The sequence below is a fragment of the Acinetobacter sp. YH12140 genome (genome assembly GCF_013418475.1).
Lineage (GTDB): Bacteria > Pseudomonadota > Gammaproteobacteria > Pseudomonadales > Moraxellaceae > Acinetobacter > Acinetobacter amyesii.
This window is the reverse complement of the sequence record NZ_VPBZ01000006.1, coordinates 36,102-52,993: the sequence shown is the minus strand read 5'-3', so window position 1 is coordinate 52,993 and position 16,892 is coordinate 36,102. Positions and strand designations below refer to the sequence as shown.

The following is a 16,892-nucleotide window of genomic DNA, read 5'->3' as shown; positions in this document are numbered from 1 at the left end:
GCTCAGCTTGAGCATTGAGATAATCAAATTGCCCTTTGATTGTGTTAGAGATATCATTAGCGACATCTTAAGAATTTTACGTTCAGACGTAGGAGACAGCGTCTTTTGCAAACTTTGCGCGCGTCCAAATGTGGTTTATCAACCGCACAATTACCTTCTTCCATTTTAGATGTGATTGATGCCTTAACTAAGGCAGGCTATGAAGCTTATATCGTGGGTGGCAGTGTCCGCGACCTAATGTTGGGTCATGCACCTAAAGATTTTGATGCCGTAACTAATGCGACACCAGCTCAGGTGAAAGAAGTCTTCGGGCGACGTTGCCGAATTATTGGTCGTCGTTTTGAGCTGGCGCATGTCTACTCAGGACGTGAACTGATCGAAGTTGCGACCTTCCGTGCGCCGCCTAAAAAAGCCGTGACTTCTGCTGCGGGCATGATTTTACGTGATAATAATTGGGGTACGATTGAGCAAGACTTTGCACGTCGTGACTTCTCGATCAATGCAATGTATTACCAACCACGCAAAGGTGAAGTGCTAGATTTTTGTCATGCAGTAGATGACATTAAGCATAAAACCTTGCGTTTATTGGGTGATCCACAATTACGTTTTGAAGAAGATCCTGTGCGGATGCTTCGGACTTTACGTTTTGCAGCCAAATTAAACTTTAATATTGATGAAAAAATTCTGGATGTCTTTACTCCAGAACTTACTCAATTGCTGCGTGATGTGTCTCCACATCGTTTATACGATGAGTCACAAAAACTCTTTACTATGGGGCATCTCAATCGCGTCTTACCGATGCTGATCGATTTTGGTATTTGGTATCAATTATTTGCAGATATCAAACCGGTTGTAACGCCATTTATTGAGTTGGCTGCAAAAAATACCGATCAACGTATTTCGATTGGGAAAACCATTAACCCTGCATTTTTCTATGCCGTGTTATTGTGGATTCCGTTCCAAGAACGTTGTACGTTCTATCTAAACAAAGGTGTAGTTCCTGCTGAAGCACGTGCTCAAGCTGGTTTAGATGTATTGAAACGTCAGGCTACACGAACCATTATTCCACGCTTTGCCGAAACATTTATTCGTGAAGTTTGGGAAATGCAAACCCGTTTACTAAGTCCAAAACCACAGCAAATTGAAGCACTTTCAGGTCATGCACGTTTCCGTGCAGGCTTTGACTTTCTGCTGCTGCGTGAAAAATCGGGCGATACAAGCACGCAAGGCATGGGGCAGTGGTGGGATGCTTATCAGCAGATGAGCACTGACGAAAAAGAACGAGCAATTAGCCAATACAATCGTCAACGTGCCAAGAGTCGTCGTAAAGCGGCGCATGAAGATGTGGAAGCCAAAACTTCTACTCATCAGCAAGTTGAAATTGAACCGCTGGTGAATGAACCAGAAAGCAGAAGTCGCCGTCAACGTAAGCCTAAATCACATGCCAATAGTCTAGAGACAGTGTCAATCGTTGCAGCGTCAGCCAGTGGTGAAATTGGTGCAGATCATCCGATTTTAAAACGTAAACGTGTGAAACGAGATTTGACTCAGGTTATTTTTGGGCCAACACAATGACGCTGACATATATTGGTTTAGGCAGTAATTTAGGTGATTCTCAGCAGATTCTCAGTGAAGCGGTGCATAAACTTGCAACACTCGGAACAGTGAAAGTCTCAAAACTGTATCAAAGCCCGCCAATGGGGCCACAAGATCAGCCGAATTATTTAAATGCAGCGGTTGCATTAGAAACGGATCTAGCGCCTTTGGCCTTGTTGGATGAATTGCAACGCTTTGAACAAGAGTCGGGGCGTGTACGCCTACGTCATTGGGGGGAGCGTACACTGGATTTAGATTTACTGATTTATGGTGAACAGCACATTCAAAATGAACGTTTGACGGTGCCTCATGTTGGTGTTTTAGAACGTGATTTTGTGTTGAAACCTTTGTTGGATTTAGATGAGAATCTACAGATTAAAGGACAACCATTAAAAGATTTACCTATTTTGAATAATCCAAATTTAACTGTATTGGATGCAGGAAACTGGGCCCATCTTTAATTTTTGTATGACCACTTGAGAAAGCCGTCATCTGAGGAATATTGAAATGATTAGTCTAAGTGACTTGAAAAAATTTAAAGCGGAAGGCCGCAAATTCTCCTGCCTGACTTGCTATGATGCGAGCATGGCAAAAGCAATGGAAGTTGCTGAAGTCGATAGTATTCTGATTGGTGATTCATTGGGGATGACCATTCAAGGGAATGACTCAACTTTGCCTGTCACTGTTGAAGATATGGTATATCACACTGCTGCAGTGCGTCGTGGCAATAAACATGCGTTTATTTTGACTGATTTGCCATTTATGACCTATGCCACTTTGAATGACGCTTTGGTGAATTCAAAGACCGTGATGCAAGCAGGCGCACAGATGGTCAAATTGGAAGGTGGTGCATGGTTGTCAGAAACAGTTGAAGTATTGACCCGTAATGGTATTCCAGTGTGTGTGCATTTAGGGTTAACTCCGCAATCGGTTCATGTGTTTGGCGGTTATAAAGTGCAAGCACGTACACGCGAAACCGCGGATCAACTCATTGCAGATTGTAAAGCTGTGGTTGATGCAGGTGCAGCAATTTTACTTTTGGAATGTGTTCCTGCCCAAGTGGGTAAAGAAATTAGTGAATTATTCCCAAATACACCTGTGATTGGGATCGGTGCCGGTGCAGAAACGGATGCTCAAGTCTTGGTTCAACAAGATATGTTGGGACTAACGTTTAGTCACGTGGCGAAATTTGTTCGCAACTTTATGAAAGAGCAAGCAGGGGAAACAGCAATTGTGGATGCGTTTAAGGCGTATCACGCTGCCGTACTTGATGGTAGTTTCCCTGCCAAAGAACATACATTCCAAATTGAGCTGTAAGACATGAAAACTGAAACAACGATTCAAGGTTTAAGTGCATCGCTAAATCCAGCACGTGCTGCGCGCAAAATCATTGGTTTTGTACCAACGATGGGGAACTTGCATGAAGGTCACCTTAATTTAGTTCGTGAAGCACGTAAACTGTGTGATGTCGTGGTGGTGAGTATTTTCGTTAACCCAATTCAGTTTGGTCCAAATGAAGACTTTGACAACTATCCACGTACTTTGGAACAAGATCAGCACTTATTGGCTGAAGTGGGTTGTGACATCGTGTTTGCACCGACTGTTGAACAAATGTATGGCAACAAACCGCGCTTAACCAATATTAGCGTGGGCGGCATTACCAATGATTTGTGTGGCGAACAGCGTCCGGGTCATTTTGACGGTGTTGCTGTTGTTGTGACAAAACTCTTTAATATTGTTCAACCGAATTTTGCATTCTTTGGGCAAAAAGATTACCAGCAACTTGCAGTGATTCGTCAGTTTGTACGTGACTTAAATATTCCACTAGAAGTGATTGGTGTGCCGATTACTCGTGCTGAAGATGGTTTGGCATTGAGTTCACGCAATGGTTATTTAAGTGCGGAAAATCGTGCGATTGCACCAACGATTTACCAAAGCTTGAAAACGGCTGAGGCAGAATTACATGCTGGAACTCAGCTTGCAGATGTGTTAGCGAATATTAAAGCAACATTGACAGCGGCGGGTTTTGTTGTGGACTATGTTGAAGCACGTACACCTGAATTACAGAAAATTGAAGAATTTGATCAAGACGTGGTGTTGTTTATTGCGGCTAAATTAGGCGCAACACGTCTTATTGATAATATGCAGGTTAAATATACTGCAGTTTAAAACGGCTATGGGGTAGCAAGCGATGAAGCGCATTTTAATTGTTACAGGACAATCTGGATCTGGAAAGTCATCTGCATTACAGATACTTGAGGATTTGGGCTATTACTGTATCGATAATTTGCCATTGGCCTTACTCCCCGAAATTGTTGAAAAACTTGATTCAGAAAATAATCTTGAACAATTGGCACTGGGTGTGGATGTCCGCAGTACACGTGCAGATTTACAAGAGTTCGATTTGGTTTTTCAACAGCTACAACGCCATGGCTCAGTCGATATTATTTATTTGACCACGCGTGATCAGGAATTGATTGCGCGATTCAGTTCATCTCGACGTCCCCATCCGTTGGCAAGTCGTTTCAAAAGTTTAAATGAGTGCATACAGGAAGAAAAATCTTTACTGTTGCCGATTCAATTACGCTCGACAGTACATATTGATACTACAGATAAGAGCGTACATGATTTAAAACATACCTTGCTGTCTAAACTTGGACAGGCAGATAATTTAATATTGATCTTACAGTCTTTTGGCTATAAGCATGGTATTCCACTCGATGCAGATTATGTTTTTGACGTCCGTCATTTGCCCAATCCGCACTGGGATATGGAATTACGTAAGTATTCAGGATTAGATGAGCCAGTTCGTCAATTTTTACAGCAAAGTGAACAAACCAATGAAATGTTCCAAGATATTTATCATTTCTTGGATAAATGGCTGCCGGCATTTGCCGAAGGGCATCGTCATTACATGACGGTGTCGATCGGTTGTACAGGTGGGCAACACCGTTCGGTATATATCGTAGATAGACTAAAAAAAGCACTTGAGGCAAAATGGTCTATTCAGGTTCTACATAGAGAAATGAAGCACTGGTCATGATCGACACAACTGTTGACGTAATTAATAAACTGGGTTTACATGCGCGTGCATCTGGCAAGCTAATCGAAGTCACGACCAAATTTCGCTCGTCGATTCAAATTGGTAAGGGTGGAAAATTAGTAGATGCCAAAAATATTATGTCTTTGCTGATGCTTGGCGCAGGCAAGGGCACAACTTTACGCTTAGTGATTGAAGGTGCAGATGAAGAAAAAGCTTTATCTGAAATTCAAGCACTGTTTGCGGCAAAATTTTACGAGGCAGATTAAACGTGGCACGTCGACCGAACCGCTATACCGAAGAAGACTTTGAATCCTTAGAAGGACGTGCAAGTAAAACTGAGCAAAAGAAAGCTGTACAACGTATGGCTGCTTTGGGCGAGGAACTTGCAAAACTGAATCCTAAACAGATTAAAAATCTTCCTGTTGAAGAGCGTCTGATCGAAGCACTACTAGATGCACAAACAATTACTTCACATGAAGCGCGACGCCGTCAGTTTCAACGTGTAGGTAAATTACTGCGTAATGAAGATGAAACCATGATTTTATCTTACTTAACCCCGCAGCAAGGTGCGAAAAAAACAGCGCAGCTTCAACGCTGGACTGAACGTATGATTGCCCAAGGTGATCCCGTCATTAAAGAGTTCATGAAAGCACATAATGCTGCTGAACATCATCCTATTCGTCAGCATATTTTGCGTATTCAACGTGATATAGCAAAAAATGTAAGCGAAGAAGAACTGACTGCGTCAAAGTTGAAATTGTTTAACTACATTCAACAAGTGGCTTTATTATCTGATAACTAATGCATGATTAGATAGCCAAGTGCATAGATAGCTCAATGATCAGAGAATTCAACATGATCTGATCATTGAAGCAAAACGTGAAGTTATAGACTTCATATCAAAAAAGCGACCTGATTAGGTCGCTTTTTTTGCTTAAATGTTGAAAAAATCATGCTTGGCTTTTGAGTTTTAACATTAACCAAATTCACCAACAGCGCGCTCTTTAGCCCATTCACGGAGAACGAACTTCTGAAGTTTACCTGTCGAAGTTTTTGGAATTTCGGTAATCACTACATCTTTAGGTACTTTGAAACGTGCAAGGTGCTGCTTACAGAATTCGATCAGTTCTTCAGGCGTTGCTTCTTTACCTGCTTTTAATTCAATAAAGGCACAAGGCACTTCTTGCCAACGAGGGTCAGGTTTTGCAACCACTGCAGCTGTCAGTACAGCAGGGTGCTGATATAGAATTTCTTCTACTTCTAGCGATGAAATGTTTTCACCCCCTGAAATGATCACATCTTTAGAGCGGTCAGTAATTTTGGCATAACCGTCAGGTTGGCAGACTGCTAAGTCGCCTGTATGGAACCAACCACCGGCAAAGGCTTCAGCCGTTGCTTCCGGGTTTTTCAAATAACCTTTCATTACGATGTTGCCACGGAACATGATTTCACCCATGGTCTGGCCATCATGCGGAACAGGTAACATGGTTTCAGGATCAATGACTTTCATGCCATCTTGAAGCGGGTATGGCACACCTTGGCGAGAATGCAAATGTGCTTGTTCTTGAATGGAAAGATCAGACCAACCAGCTTGCGATGCGCAAAGTGCTGATGGACCATAGGTTTCAGTCAAACCGTAAACATGTGTGACATTGATACCAATATTACGCATCCCTTCAATAATCGCTGCAGGTGGCGCTGCACCAGCAACCATCACTTCAACGCGATGGTCAAATTGCGCTTTTTTCTCTTCAGGCGTATTGATCATCATTGAAAGTACGATTGGCGCACCGCAGAAATAATCTACTTTGTGCTCTGCGATCAGTTTGAAAATCAGTTCAGGGTCGATTTTACGTAGACAAATATTGGTTCCGCCATTGGCTGCCATCGTCCATGCAAAGCACCAGCCATTACAGTGGAATAGAGGAAGCGTCCACAGATACGTTGCACGTGGCGTCATGCCGCAAGCAATGATGTTACTCGCTGCATTGATATATGCGCCGCGGTGATGATACACCACGCCTTTTGGATTCCCTGTGGTACCCGAGGTATAGCTTAAGCTAATTGCATCCCATTCATCTTGAGGTAAGTGCCACTCAAAGTTGGCATCGCCTTGCGCCAACCAGTCTTCAAATTCAATTTGTCCAATCGGTTGTGCTGTGCCTTCAAATTCAGCATCTGCAACATCAATGACATAAATGTCTTGATCGATCAAAGCCAAAGCTTCGGTGGCAACTTGAGCAAATTCAGGGTCAACCAACAGGACTTTGGTTTCTGCATGTTCCAGCATGAAGGCAATGGTTTTCGCATCAAGGCGTGTATTTAGCGTATTTAGTACAGCACCCGCCATCGGTACGGCAAAGTGTGCTTCAACCATAGCCGGAATGTTCGGTAATAACACAGACACGGTGTCGTTTTTGCCAATGCCTAATTGTTGCAACTGATGTGCAAATTGACGACAGCGGTTATACGTTTGGCGCCATGAAATATGACGATTGCCATGGATAATGGCATCCTGATCAGGATAAATATAAGCTGCACGCTCTAAATAACGTAGAGGCGAAAGTGCCACAAAATTTGCCGGGGTCCGTGGCAATTCATCGTATGCGCTAACCATCGTGGTACTCCAAGTCCATGTCTATTTGTTTTAAATCTGACTTAACAATAATTCAGTCCGTAGCTTCTCTGCATTTATGCTTTAGTCGAGTATTTGCACTAAATTTTTAAGTGATTGAAATTTAACATAATAAAAACAATAAGGTGACGAAAATGAACCCTGTGGTTCTCAAATTTGATTTTTTAGCATAAATAATTTAGTTGAAAAATATACAGGGTTTGTTGGTTTTTTATACTAATTTAGCAGATATTTCCGTGTGTGATCTTTTTTATTGATTCGGTTTGAATGATGCTTAACGAATAATGTAGAGCGCCTTGAATAGTCTTTGTGGGGATATAAACGAATGATATTTTCTTTAATTGATCGTGGCTTATTTGCTGTTTTTTAACAATAAACTTAAATTTGAGAAGATGCTAAACTTCGTATAATCTAAGTAAAAAATCAAGATGGCTTGTGCATTAACATTGCAAAAGCGGAAATCAAAAATAAAACAATACGGCTAAATACAATAAAAAGTATGGCGACAAGGATGAATATGACAATTCAACACGACATTGCATGGGAAAATTGGTCAGGTGCTCAGAAGTCGATCCCGAAGTCATTTATACAACCGCAAAATCTTGAGCAATTAATGGATATAGTGCAATCCCATCCTAAGATTCGTATGGTCGGTTCAGGGCATTCTTTTAGCCCTTTGGCAAAAACTACAGATACCTTAGTACGTTTAGATCATCTCAAAGGCATTCTAGATATCGATGCTGAACGCTGCCAAAGTACCGTCCAAGCTGGCACAAGATTATTTGATTTGGGGGAGAAGCTCGCGGCTTTTGATCAAGCACTGATTAATCAAGGTGATATTGATCGTCAAAGTTTGGCTGGAGCTATTGCAACAGGGACGCATGGTACCGGACTCGAATTACCGTGTTTATCGGCATTGGTTACGAGGTTTGAATTATTAACCGCGCAGGGTGAATTACTACAATGCAGTGCTGAACAGAACAGCGAAATTTTCCAAGCAGGGCGTGTTTCACTCGGGAGTTTAGGCGTGCTGACGCATGTACAGCTGCAAAATCGGCCGATGTATAAACTCAAAGAACAAACGCGATTATGTCCGCTGAAAGATGTCATGCAGAATATGCAGCAATGGCAATATGCACATCGACATATTGAGTTCTGGGTATTTAGTCATGCCGATCAGGTTATTTTAAAAACCTTAGATGAGACGGAAGATGACCTTCAACCGCGGAAAGAACAGTGGTTAGATGATGACGTATTACTCAAATTTTGTGCAGAATTGACGCGAATTTTTCCACCACTGAATCCATGGCTACAAAACTTATTGGGTGTTTTTGTCAAACCTTCGATGAACGTAGATTGGTCAAGTCGAATTTTTCCTTCTGCTCGAAATACCAAATTTAATGAGATGGAATACCAGATTCCGCTGCAACACGGGATGAATTGTTTAGAAGAAATTTTGCATACCCTTCGACGACATAAGGTTCCGATGTTTTTCCCGCTAGAATATCGACTTGTACGTGGGGATGATATTTGGCTCAGTCCGTTTTATCAGCAAGATTCGGCCTCAATTTCGGTGCATCAGTTCTATAAGCAAGATTATCAAGTCATCTTTAAGCTCGTGGAGCCGATTTTTTTAAAATATGGCGGGCGTCCGCATTGGGGAAAATTGCATAGCCTAAATGCGCGGCAGCTTCAAAATGTGTACCCCAAGTGGCAGGATTTTTTAAATATTCGACAAGAATTAGATCCGAAGCAAAAGTGGCTCAGTCCAGAGCTACAGCAAATACTGATTGAATAAGCATCGTGGAACGTTAAACGTTGAAGACCAATTGAACGATATGAACAAGGGGATGGCATGGATGCATATTTTCAAAAGTTGAATACGCTGTTAAAGCAAAACGGGACGGGGATGCCGCAGTTAATCGTGGATATTGACGCATTAAATCACAACTTGGGGGTCACTCAGCAGCAAATACCACACAGTCTGCATCCTCGCTTGGTGGTGAAATCCTTGGCGTGCATGGCATTGCTTCAACACTGTGCTACACAGCTCAAGACACAGCGTTTCATGCTATTTCATTTTGCACATCTGAAAACACTTTTCGAATCGATACCGCAAGCCGATGTGTTGTTTGGAAAACCGATGCCGATTCAGGCCTTGAACCATGCAGACAAGGCGTTTTTGCAGGCAACGCAATCGCAAGTGCAATGGCTGATTGATAGTGAACAGCGTTTAGCTCAATACCTCAAATTTGCTGAGCAGCATCAACTGTGTCTACGTATCAATATTGAAATCGATGTTGGGCTACATCGTGGTGGTCTGAAAACGATCGATGAGCTAAAGGCTATTTTGGATGTAATTGTTCGACATCCTCAACATTTAAAATTTTCAGGATTGATGGGCTATGACGCACATGTGGCGAAGATCCCACGGCTGATCCAATCTCCTGAACAGACTTATCAACAATCCCAGCAAAGTTATCAACAATTCAAAGCTTATGTACAACAGCATTATCCAACTTTATGTGATGAACACATCTGTTGGAATGGTGGTGGTAGTCCTAGTTTTAGTTTTCATTGTCAGCAGAGCGTCTGTAACGAAGTCTCGTTTGGTTCGATGCTGTTAAAACCCGCAGATTTTGAACTGAAAAATTTACAAGCTTTCCAAAGTGCCTTGTGGATCGCCACGCCTGTGTTAAAAGTGTTGCCGCGGACTGAATTACCACAGTTAGAATGGCTCAGTCGTTGGGCGAAATCTCAGGCTGTGTTTATTTATGGAGGTTATTGGCGAGGGGACTATGTTTATCCTCAAGGCAGTCAGCCCCATGCGTTATATGGTCGCAGTAGTAATCAGGAGCTTGTGCAAATTCCACAGACAAACAGCATAGACGTAGATGATTATATTTTTTTACGCCCTACCCAGAGTGAAATGATCATCCCTCAATTTGCACAGCTTTGGTTGTACCAAGCTGATCAATTCATGGCCTTTGAGACCTTCAGAGAATAAAAAAGAGCCCGTATGGACTCTTTTTAGGTTCAATGGTTTTGAAAAAAGCTCATGATTTGAAGCTTACTCAAATCCACTGTAGTGAATACCAGTGAGGTTCGACATTTCTTTTTTCCATGTGGTCAGGTCATCTTTGCAGAATTGATTCAGATGATGATGTCCGCAGGCACGAGCCATGACTTGCATCAGTTCAACAGATGCATTTAGAAAATTCGCCAGTTGTTGTGCCGATTTGTCTATTTCTAAACGACGACGTAAATGCTCTTGTTGTGTGGCAATGCCGACAGAACAATCATTGGTCTGACAGGCACGCATAGCTAAACAGCCAATGGCTTGCATGGCAGAGTTTGAAATCGCGATGGCATCTGCACCTAAAGCGAGGGCCTTAATAAAGTCAGCGGGTACACGAAGTCCACCTGTGATCACTAAACTAATATCTGACCGTCCTAAACGGTCTAAATGACGACGTGCTCGTGCAAGTGCAGGAATGGTCGGTACAGAGATATTGTCACGGAATAAGGTTGGGGCTGCACCTGTTCCACCGCCACGACCATCTAAAATAATATAGTCCACACCGATGCTGAGTGCTGCGTCAATATCACGTTCAATATGCTGTGCGGAGAGTTTATAGCCGATCGGGATGCCGCCGGTTTCTGCTCGGACATATTCTGCAAATTCACGATATTGTGAAAGATGAGTCCAGTCGGGGAAAGTTGCAGGAGAAATGGCTGCGGTGCCTTCTGGTAATTTGCGCACTTCTGCAATCTTGCCAACCACTTTATGGCCTGGCAGATGTCCTCCCGTACCTGTTTTTGCAGCTTGACCGCCTTTAAAATGAAAGGCCTGACACTTTTTAACTTTTTCGATGTCATAGCCAAAACGACCCGATGCAAGTTCATAAAAATAACGTGAATTGGCCGCTTGTTCCTCAGCAAGCATTCCACCTTCACCTGAACAAATGCCTGTACCTGCAAGTTCAGCACCTATTGCAAGGGCAACTTTGGCTTCTTGAGATAATGCACCAAAACTCATATCTGACACAAACAGGGGGATTTTGAGTTTTAAGGGTTTTTTAGCATTTGGGCCAATTACCACTTCGGTCGCTACGGGTGCATCATCTAATAATGGAATTTTCCACAGTTGTGCGGTGATCAGTTGAATGTCCTCCCATTTCGGGAGTTGATTGAAAGGCACGCCCATGGCAGCTGTCGGGCCATGATGTCCAAATTTACTTAAGCCATTGCGTGCAAGTTCCAAGATCAATTTATTATGTGGTTCTTCTGGTGCGGGCGCGGAGTCAGCATATAGGCCTTGGTATTGATCACGCTTATATTGTTGAGGATTTCTTTTCTCCCACGCTTGAATTTCTTCAAGATCGACGTACACCTGATCGCCTTCCACCCACGCTTTAAACTTTTGCAAATTTTTATTCAGATAACGTGGGTTGATACCAGTTTTATAAATATAGTGCGAGCCATGCAGCCCACAGACGATTTTATCCCCTTGAATATGGGCATCAGCCATGAGGGCGCCACGATGCTGACAGCGACCATACATGACCACGACTTGTTCTGCATCATTATCTTCGAGCCTTAAGACCACAAGATCGACATTGGCTGCAAGGGCATAAGCGGGTTGGAGCGGTTTTAAACTAGACCAAGATATAAGTGAGTGTGCTTGCATGATACCTGCCTATATAAAGATTTCAGTGGGTATAGGTGTTCGAAATTCGGAATAATTTTATGAATTAGAACGTGATTATTATGTTGACAGCATAAAGCGCATTTCGGCTGAAATCTGCTTGAATTATCAGGAGTCTTGTAAAAGGCGGCAGAAAAATCAACTTCCATAGTATTAGAGGTTTATTAAAGTTGGCAGGGCGTGTAAAATTTAGGTCGAATTTTATTTATCCACCGTTTTTATCTTTTGAGGGTCTCCCTCGATCATAATCTCGCGGTGACATGCTCCATTGTACGGGGCATCACTCCTTAAGGATTTTTATATGCCAATTATCACTTTGCCAAATGGCGATCAAAAAGAATTTGATCATGCCGTATCTGTGATGGAAGTTGCTCAAAGCATCGGTCCTGGTTTAGCAAAAAATACAGTTGCGGGTCGTGTAAACGATCGTTTAGTTGATGCGTCTGATTTAATTACAGAAGATGCTAGCCTACAAATTATCACGCCTAAAGATGAAGATGGTATTCACATCATTCGTCACTCTTGTGCGCATTTGGTAGGTCATGCAGTTAAGCAATTGTTCCCAGAAGCAAAGATGGTCATTGGTCCTGTCATTGAAGAAGGTTTCTACTATGACATCTGGATGCCACGTCCGTTTACTTTAGACGACATGGCAGCAATCGAAGAGCGCATGAAAAAGCTCATCGACCAAGACTATGATGTCATCAAAAAAATGACTCCACGTGACGAAGTGATCAAAGAGTTCACTGCACGCGGCGAAGAATACAAACTGCGTCTGATCGAAGACATGCCTGAAGAAACTGAAATGGGCTTGTACTACCATCAAGACTACTTGGACATGTGTCGTGGTCCGCACGTTCCAAATACTAAATTCCTAAAATCGTTCAAACTGACTAAAATCTCTGGTGCTTACTGGCGCGGTGATGCGAAAAACGAACAGCTGCAACGTATTTACGGTACAGCTTGGGCTGACAAAAAACAGTTAGCTGCGTATATCAAACGTATTGAAGAAGCTGAAAAACGCGATCACCGTAAAATTGGTAAAGCGTTAGACTTGTTCCATATGCAAGAAGAAGCACCAGGTATGGTGTTCTGGCATCCGAACGGCTGGACTATTTACCAAGTGCTTGAACAATACATGCGTAAAGTTCAACAAGCCAACGGTTACCAAGAAATCCGTACACCGCAAGTGGTTGATTTCACACTTTGGGAAAAATCAGGTCACGCAGCAAACTATGCTGAAAACATGTTTACGACTCACTCAGAGAACCGTAACTATGCTGTAAAACCAATGAACTGCCCATGTCACGTGCAAGTCTTCAACCAAGGTTTGAAATCTTACCGTGATCTTCCAATTCGTTTGGCTGAGTTTGGTTCATGTCACCGTAACGAACCATCGGGTTCATTACACGGTATTATGCGTGTACGTGGCTTTACACAAGATGATGCGCATATCTTCTGTACGAAAGAACAAATCGGCACTGAAGTTGCAGACTTCATTAAATTGACTTTAGATGTTTATAAAGACTTTGGCTTTGAAGAAGTACAAATGAAGTTGTCGACACGTCCAGAAAAACGTGTAGGTGATGACAAACTTTGGGACATGGCAGAAAAATCTTTAGCAGATGCTTTAGATGCTGCAGGCCTAGAGTGGGAACTTCAACCGGGTGAAGGTGCATTCTACGGTCCGAAAATTGAATTCTCATTGAAAGACTGCTTAGGTCGTGTATGGCAGTGCGGTACAATTCAATGTGACTTTAACTTACCAGAACGTCTTGACGCATCATATGTGACTGAAGATAACGACCGTGATCAGCCTGTAATGTTGCACCGTGCAATACTTGGCAGTTTCGAGCGTTTTATTGGTATACTTATTGAACACTATGCTGGTTTCATGCCACCTTGGTTGTCTCCAATTCAAGCATGTGTGATGAACATTACCGATTCACAAGCTGAAGCATGTGAGTCAGTCGTCGCTAAACTTAAAGAAAGCGGTATCCGCGCGATTTCAGACTTGAGAAATGAGAAAATCGGCTTTAAGATTCGTGAACGTACTTTAGAGCGTATTCCTTACTTATTGGTTCTTGGAGACCGTGAAGTTGAGGAAGGTACTGTAAACGTCCGTACTCGCTCTGGAAAAAATTTGGGTACTATGTCAATTGATGCATTCGTTGACCTAGTAAAAGCAGCCGTAGCCGAACGCGGCCGGTACATTGTGGAGTAAAAGCGATTAAACAGCCTGACCGTAATCAACAGGGCGGAAAATCAAACCGTCCTGCCTTGAATGATGAAATTCGTGCAAAAGAAGTCCGTCTAGTAGACGAAAATGGCGAGCAAAAAGGGATTGTATCTCTTGCTGACGCTTTGCGTGCTGCAGAAGCAGTAGATCTTGACCTTGTTGAGATTGTTGCTAATGCTGAGCCACCAGTCTGCAAAATCATGGATTTTAACAAGCATTTGTTTGATCTAAAACAAAAGCAAAAAGAAGCGAAGAAAAAACAACATCAAGTACAGGTGAAAGAAATCAAGCTACGCCCTGGTACTGATGTTGGTGACTACAACGTTAAACTACGTGCCATTATCAAGTTCCTTGAAGAAGGCAATAAGGTAAAAATCACGCTTCGTTTCCGTGGTCGTGAAATGGCACACCAACAGTTAGGTTTGGCTCAATTGCAAAAAATTGAAGCTGACGTGGTTGACTATGGTGTTGTTGAACAAACACCAAAAATGGAAGGCCGTCAAATGGGTATGCTGCTTGGTCCTAAAAAGAAAAAGTAAGTATCCATTAAAAAAGCACTGCATTTGCAGTGCTTTTTTTTGTCTAGATGTCGGGTTTTAAATTCCAATGTTGCTGAAGGGCAGCAAGAATGTCTGCTGAGTGGTGATTAGAAAATAGTGCGAAATTAATCAGCGCAAATTTATGCCTTAGGGTACTAAATAGGCTCTTTTGAATAAAGACAAATTCAATTGTGCAGTAACGGTTATTAAATCGTTGTTCCGAATCTAGTGTATCGAAATGCTTTAACTTGCGCTTGATGTAGGTATAAAGTGAGCAAAGCTTTTTATTGAGCTAACTATGTGAGATCTATTTACATAAAACAGGCCGTGAAATAGGGGTTTTCAGTACCCTCCAATAGATTTTCATCTTGGTAATATTAGGTCGTATATTCCATGTCATAAAAGCAATCAGAACAAAGTACATTTCATATAAATAGATAGTAATACAGAGTAGGATTATTTTTTGCAAGATACGCCAAAATTTAAAAAGAGTAGATGAACAGCTTGTAAGCCAGACCCACCAAGGATTCATTAAAAACACCTATGGGTAAGATTAAGTTGAGAATAGATAAAAAACGAAACATATAAATTGGAATCGAGACACTATATTCTTGAGATGGCATGATTTTTTATTCTTGTTTGTCATGTTTTGAATCTAACTAATTTTCTTAATATAAAAAAGACCCCGAAGGGTCTTTTTTTTATGAGGGTTTACTCAGCGATATTTTCTTGGACAGGACTTTCTATCAATGCCTTTTTGCCAATTGGAATTTGGCGTGGTAGTTTTTCTTCAGGAATAATACGCTGTAAGTCCACTGTCAATAAACCATTTTCATATAGGGCTTGTTGCACTTCTATATGTTCATCTAAGCGTAAAGACAGTTTAAATGTACGACGAGCAATGCCTTTATGCAGGAATTCCACAGTTGTATCTTGCGCTTCAGTTGGTTTACCTGAAATGCTTAGCACTTGATTTTCTAAGTTTAGCGAAAGTTCATCTTCTGTAAAACCTGCGGTTGCCACCACAATGCGATAGCTATTTTCAGCCGTTTTTTCAATATTGTATGGCGGGTAATTTGGTGTGTCGCTTTGCATGGCATAATCAAATAAATCGTTGAAACGATCAAAACCAATGCTACGACGGAAAAGTGGGTTAAGATTTAAACTACTCATAATTAGAACTCTCTTTAATAAGCAAAGTTGTAACAATAAGAAATGTTCAGTGATGCTTGGCATCCACTGTTCACTAACAAGATCGTTTGATCCTTGTACATGTATCAATATCGGTCTGTGCTGATTTTTTTCAAGGGATTTTTATAAAAAAATTATATTTTTTGAATTTTTGTACCTTAAGTGATTTTAAAAGCAAAGTGATAATTCACATTTTAACGTTACTTTTCAGAAAAACTGACAAGCTTTTACTGGATTAAACATGTTATACATAAAGCAAAATGAGATTGCCTTACTGAAAATTAAAAAGGAATATAGATGATTGATCTCTACTATTGGGGTACACCCAATGGACATAAAATTACCATCGCTTTAGAAGAAATGGGTTTGGAATACCAAATTTTTCCGATTAATATCTTGGAAAATGATCAATTTCAGCCAGACTTTTTGAGAATTTCTCCGAACAATAAAATCCCTGCAATCGTGGATCAGAATGGCCCACGAGGAGAGTCGATTTCAGTTTTTGAGTCTGGTGCGATTCTGCAATATCTCGGACGTAAAACAGGTTTGTTTTATCCAGAAGATGAGTTTGAGCGCGTTGAAGTTGAACAATGGTTGATGTGGCAAATGGGTGGTTTTGGGCCCATGTTAGGACAAAATCATCATTTTAGTCGTTTTGCACCTGAACGTATTCCGTATGCAACTGAACGTTATGTAAATGAATCTAAACGCTTATATAAAGTTTTGAACCATCAGTTGATTGGTCAAAAATTTGTGGCTGGAGAGTATTCGATTGCAGATATGGCTATTCTGCCTTGGGCACTGCGTCATGAATGGCAGCAAATTCAGCTGGAAGATTATCCATACGTGAAAGACTATATCGATCGACTGACGGCCCGTCCAGCGGTACAAAAAGCCTTAGCAATACACGTTTAAAAATAGAGCATGGAAACATGCTCTTT

General features: G+C 41.7%; 15 protein-coding genes. 12 read left to right on the top strand and 3 right to left on the bottom strand.

Annotated elements, in window-relative coordinates; all coding sequences use genetic code 11:
- The first annotated feature begins 105 nt into the window (after positions 1-105).
- Genes pcnB through yjgA form a run of 7 tightly spaced genes read left to right on the top strand, consistent with a single transcriptional unit; the run spans position 106 to position 5,441 of the window.
- The gene (pcnB, locus tag FTU75_RS09560; protein ID WP_180115838.1) at positions 106-1,575 is read left to right on the top strand and encodes a polynucleotide adenylyltransferase PcnB; all 1,470 of its coding nucleotides are present in this window, start codon (positions 106-108) and stop codon (positions 1,573-1,575) included.
- Positions 1,572-2,057 (top strand): 2-amino-4-hydroxy-6-hydroxymethyldihydropteridine diphosphokinase, encoded by a 486-nt coding sequence (gene folK, locus FTU75_RS09555; protein WP_111884735.1) that lies wholly within the window; start codon positions 1,572-1,574, stop codon positions 2,055-2,057. Before pcnB ends, folK begins: the two co-directional genes overlap by 4 nt.
- 46 nt (positions 2,058-2,103) lie before the next feature.
- The gene (gene panB, locus FTU75_RS09550; protein ID WP_111884734.1) at positions 2,104-2,913 is read left to right on the top strand and encodes a 3-methyl-2-oxobutanoate hydroxymethyltransferase; all 810 of its coding nucleotides are present in this window, start codon (positions 2,104-2,106) and stop codon (positions 2,911-2,913) included.
- 3 nt (positions 2,914-2,916) lie between these two features.
- The gene (panC, locus tag FTU75_RS09545; protein WP_078192648.1) at positions 2,917-3,765 is read left to right on the top strand and encodes a pantoate--beta-alanine ligase; all 849 of its coding nucleotides are present in this window, start codon (positions 2,917-2,919) and stop codon (positions 3,763-3,765) included.
- Positions 3,766-3,787: 22 nt separating this feature from the next.
- Positions 3,788-4,639: an RNase adapter RapZ gene (gene rapZ / locus FTU75_RS09540; RefSeq protein WP_180011688.1), complete on the top strand. Its 852-nt coding sequence runs from the start codon at positions 3,788-3,790 to the stop codon at positions 4,637-4,639.
- The gene (locus FTU75_RS09535; protein WP_067763492.1) at positions 4,636-4,905 is read left to right on the top strand and encodes an HPr family phosphocarrier protein; all 270 of its coding nucleotides are present in this window, start codon (positions 4,636-4,638) and stop codon (positions 4,903-4,905) included. Before rapZ ends, FTU75_RS09535 begins: the two co-directional genes overlap by 4 nt.
- A gap of 2 nt (positions 4,906-4,907) precedes the next feature.
- Positions 4,908-5,441 (top strand): ribosome biogenesis factor YjgA, encoded by a 534-nt coding sequence (yjgA, locus tag FTU75_RS09530; protein WP_078189593.1) that lies wholly within the window; start codon positions 4,908-4,910, stop codon positions 5,439-5,441.
- Positions 5,442-5,615: 174 nt separating this feature from the next.
- On the opposite strand, the gene FTU75_RS09525 is transcribed toward yjgA, so the two are convergent.
- Positions 5,616-7,256 (bottom strand): acyl-CoA synthetase, encoded by a 1,641-nt coding sequence (locus FTU75_RS09525; protein WP_180115837.1) that lies wholly within the window; start codon positions 7,254-7,256, stop codon positions 5,616-5,618.
- A 535-nt stretch (positions 7,257-7,791) separates the two neighbouring features.
- Between FTU75_RS09525 and FTU75_RS09520 the strand changes: the two genes are divergently transcribed.
- Complete coding sequence (locus FTU75_RS09520; protein WP_180115948.1) at positions 7,792-9,072, top strand: D-arabinono-1,4-lactone oxidase; 1,281 nt, start codon at positions 7,792-7,794, stop codon at positions 9,070-9,072.
- 57 nt (positions 9,073-9,129) lie between these two features.
- Positions 9,130-10,281 carry an alanine racemase gene (locus FTU75_RS09515; protein WP_180115836.1) on the top strand — a complete coding sequence of 384 codons (1,152 nt, stop codon included), beginning with the start codon at positions 9,130-9,132 and terminating at the stop codon, positions 10,279-10,281.
- A 63-nt stretch (positions 10,282-10,344) separates the two neighbouring features.
- On the opposite strand, the gene FTU75_RS09510 is transcribed toward FTU75_RS09515, so the two are convergent.
- Complete coding sequence (locus FTU75_RS09510) at positions 10,345-11,964, bottom strand: glutamate synthase-related protein (protein WP_180115835.1); 1,620 nt, start codon at positions 11,962-11,964, stop codon at positions 10,345-10,347.
- Positions 11,965-12,283: 319 nt separating this feature from the next.
- On the opposite strand from FTU75_RS09510, the gene thrS reads away from it, so the two are divergent.
- The gene (gene thrS / locus FTU75_RS09505) at positions 12,284-14,206 is read left to right on the top strand and encodes a threonine--tRNA ligase (protein WP_078189589.1); all 1,923 of its coding nucleotides are present in this window, start codon (positions 12,284-12,286) and stop codon (positions 14,204-14,206) included.
- 5 nt (positions 14,207-14,211) lie between these two features.
- Positions 14,212-14,760 (top strand): translation initiation factor IF-3, encoded by a 549-nt coding sequence (gene infC, locus FTU75_RS09500; protein ID WP_078192643.1) that lies wholly within the window; start codon positions 14,212-14,214, stop codon positions 14,758-14,760.
- Between the two features lie 711 nt (positions 14,761-15,471).
- On the opposite strand, the gene FTU75_RS09495 is transcribed toward infC, so the two are convergent.
- The gene (locus tag FTU75_RS09495; protein ID WP_078192642.1) at positions 15,472-15,933 is read right to left on the bottom strand and encodes an Hsp20 family protein; all 462 of its coding nucleotides are present in this window, start codon (positions 15,931-15,933) and stop codon (positions 15,472-15,474) included.
- A gap of 315 nt (positions 15,934-16,248) precedes the next feature.
- On the opposite strand from FTU75_RS09495, the gene FTU75_RS09490 reads away from it, so the two are divergent.
- Entirely contained in the window at positions 16,249-16,866 is a 618-nt protein-coding gene (locus FTU75_RS09490; protein ID WP_168378472.1) for a glutathione S-transferase N-terminal domain-containing protein, read from the top strand.
- The last annotated feature ends 26 nt before the right edge of the window (positions 16,867-16,892 follow it).

What these genes read in the sequence shown, in the direction of transcription:
- folK (WP_111884735.1), top strand. Translation starts at nt 1,572, where the DNA reads ATGACGCTGACATATATTGGTTTAGGCAGTAATTTAGGTGATTCTCAG.
- panB (WP_111884734.1), top strand. Translation starts at nt 2,104, where the DNA reads ATGATTAGTCTAAGTGACTTGAAAAAATTTAAAGCGGAAGGCCGCAAA.
- panC (WP_078192648.1), top strand. Translation starts at nt 2,917, where the DNA reads ATGAAAACTGAAACAACGATTCAAGGTTTAAGTGCATCGCTAAATCCA.
- rapZ (WP_180011688.1), top strand. Translation starts at nt 3,788, where the DNA reads ATGAAGCGCATTTTAATTGTTACAGGACAATCTGGATCTGGAAAGTCA.
- FTU75_RS09535 (WP_067763492.1), top strand. Translation starts at nt 4,636, where the DNA reads ATGATCGACACAACTGTTGACGTAATTAATAAACTGGGTTTACATGCG.
- FTU75_RS09525 (WP_180115837.1), bottom strand. Translation starts at nt 7,256, where the DNA reads ATGGTTAGCGCATACGATGAATTGCCACGGACCCCGGCAAATTTTGTG.
- FTU75_RS09520 (WP_180115948.1), top strand. Translation starts at nt 7,792, where the DNA reads ATGACAATTCAACACGACATTGCATGGGAAAATTGGTCAGGTGCTCAG.
- FTU75_RS09515 (WP_180115836.1), top strand. Translation starts at nt 9,130, where the DNA reads ATGGATGCATATTTTCAAAAGTTGAATACGCTGTTAAAGCAAAACGGG.
- FTU75_RS09510 (WP_180115835.1), bottom strand. Translation starts at nt 11,964, where the DNA reads ATGCAAGCACACTCACTTATATCTTGGTCTAGTTTAAAACCGCTCCAA.
- thrS (WP_078189589.1), top strand. Translation starts at nt 12,284, where the DNA reads ATGCCAATTATCACTTTGCCAAATGGCGATCAAAAAGAATTTGATCAT.
- FTU75_RS09495 (WP_078192642.1), bottom strand. Translation starts at nt 15,933, where the DNA reads ATGAGTAGTTTAAATCTTAACCCACTTTTCCGTCGTAGCATTGGTTTT.
- FTU75_RS09490 (WP_168378472.1), top strand. Translation starts at nt 16,249, where the DNA reads ATGATTGATCTCTACTATTGGGGTACACCCAATGGACATAAAATTACC.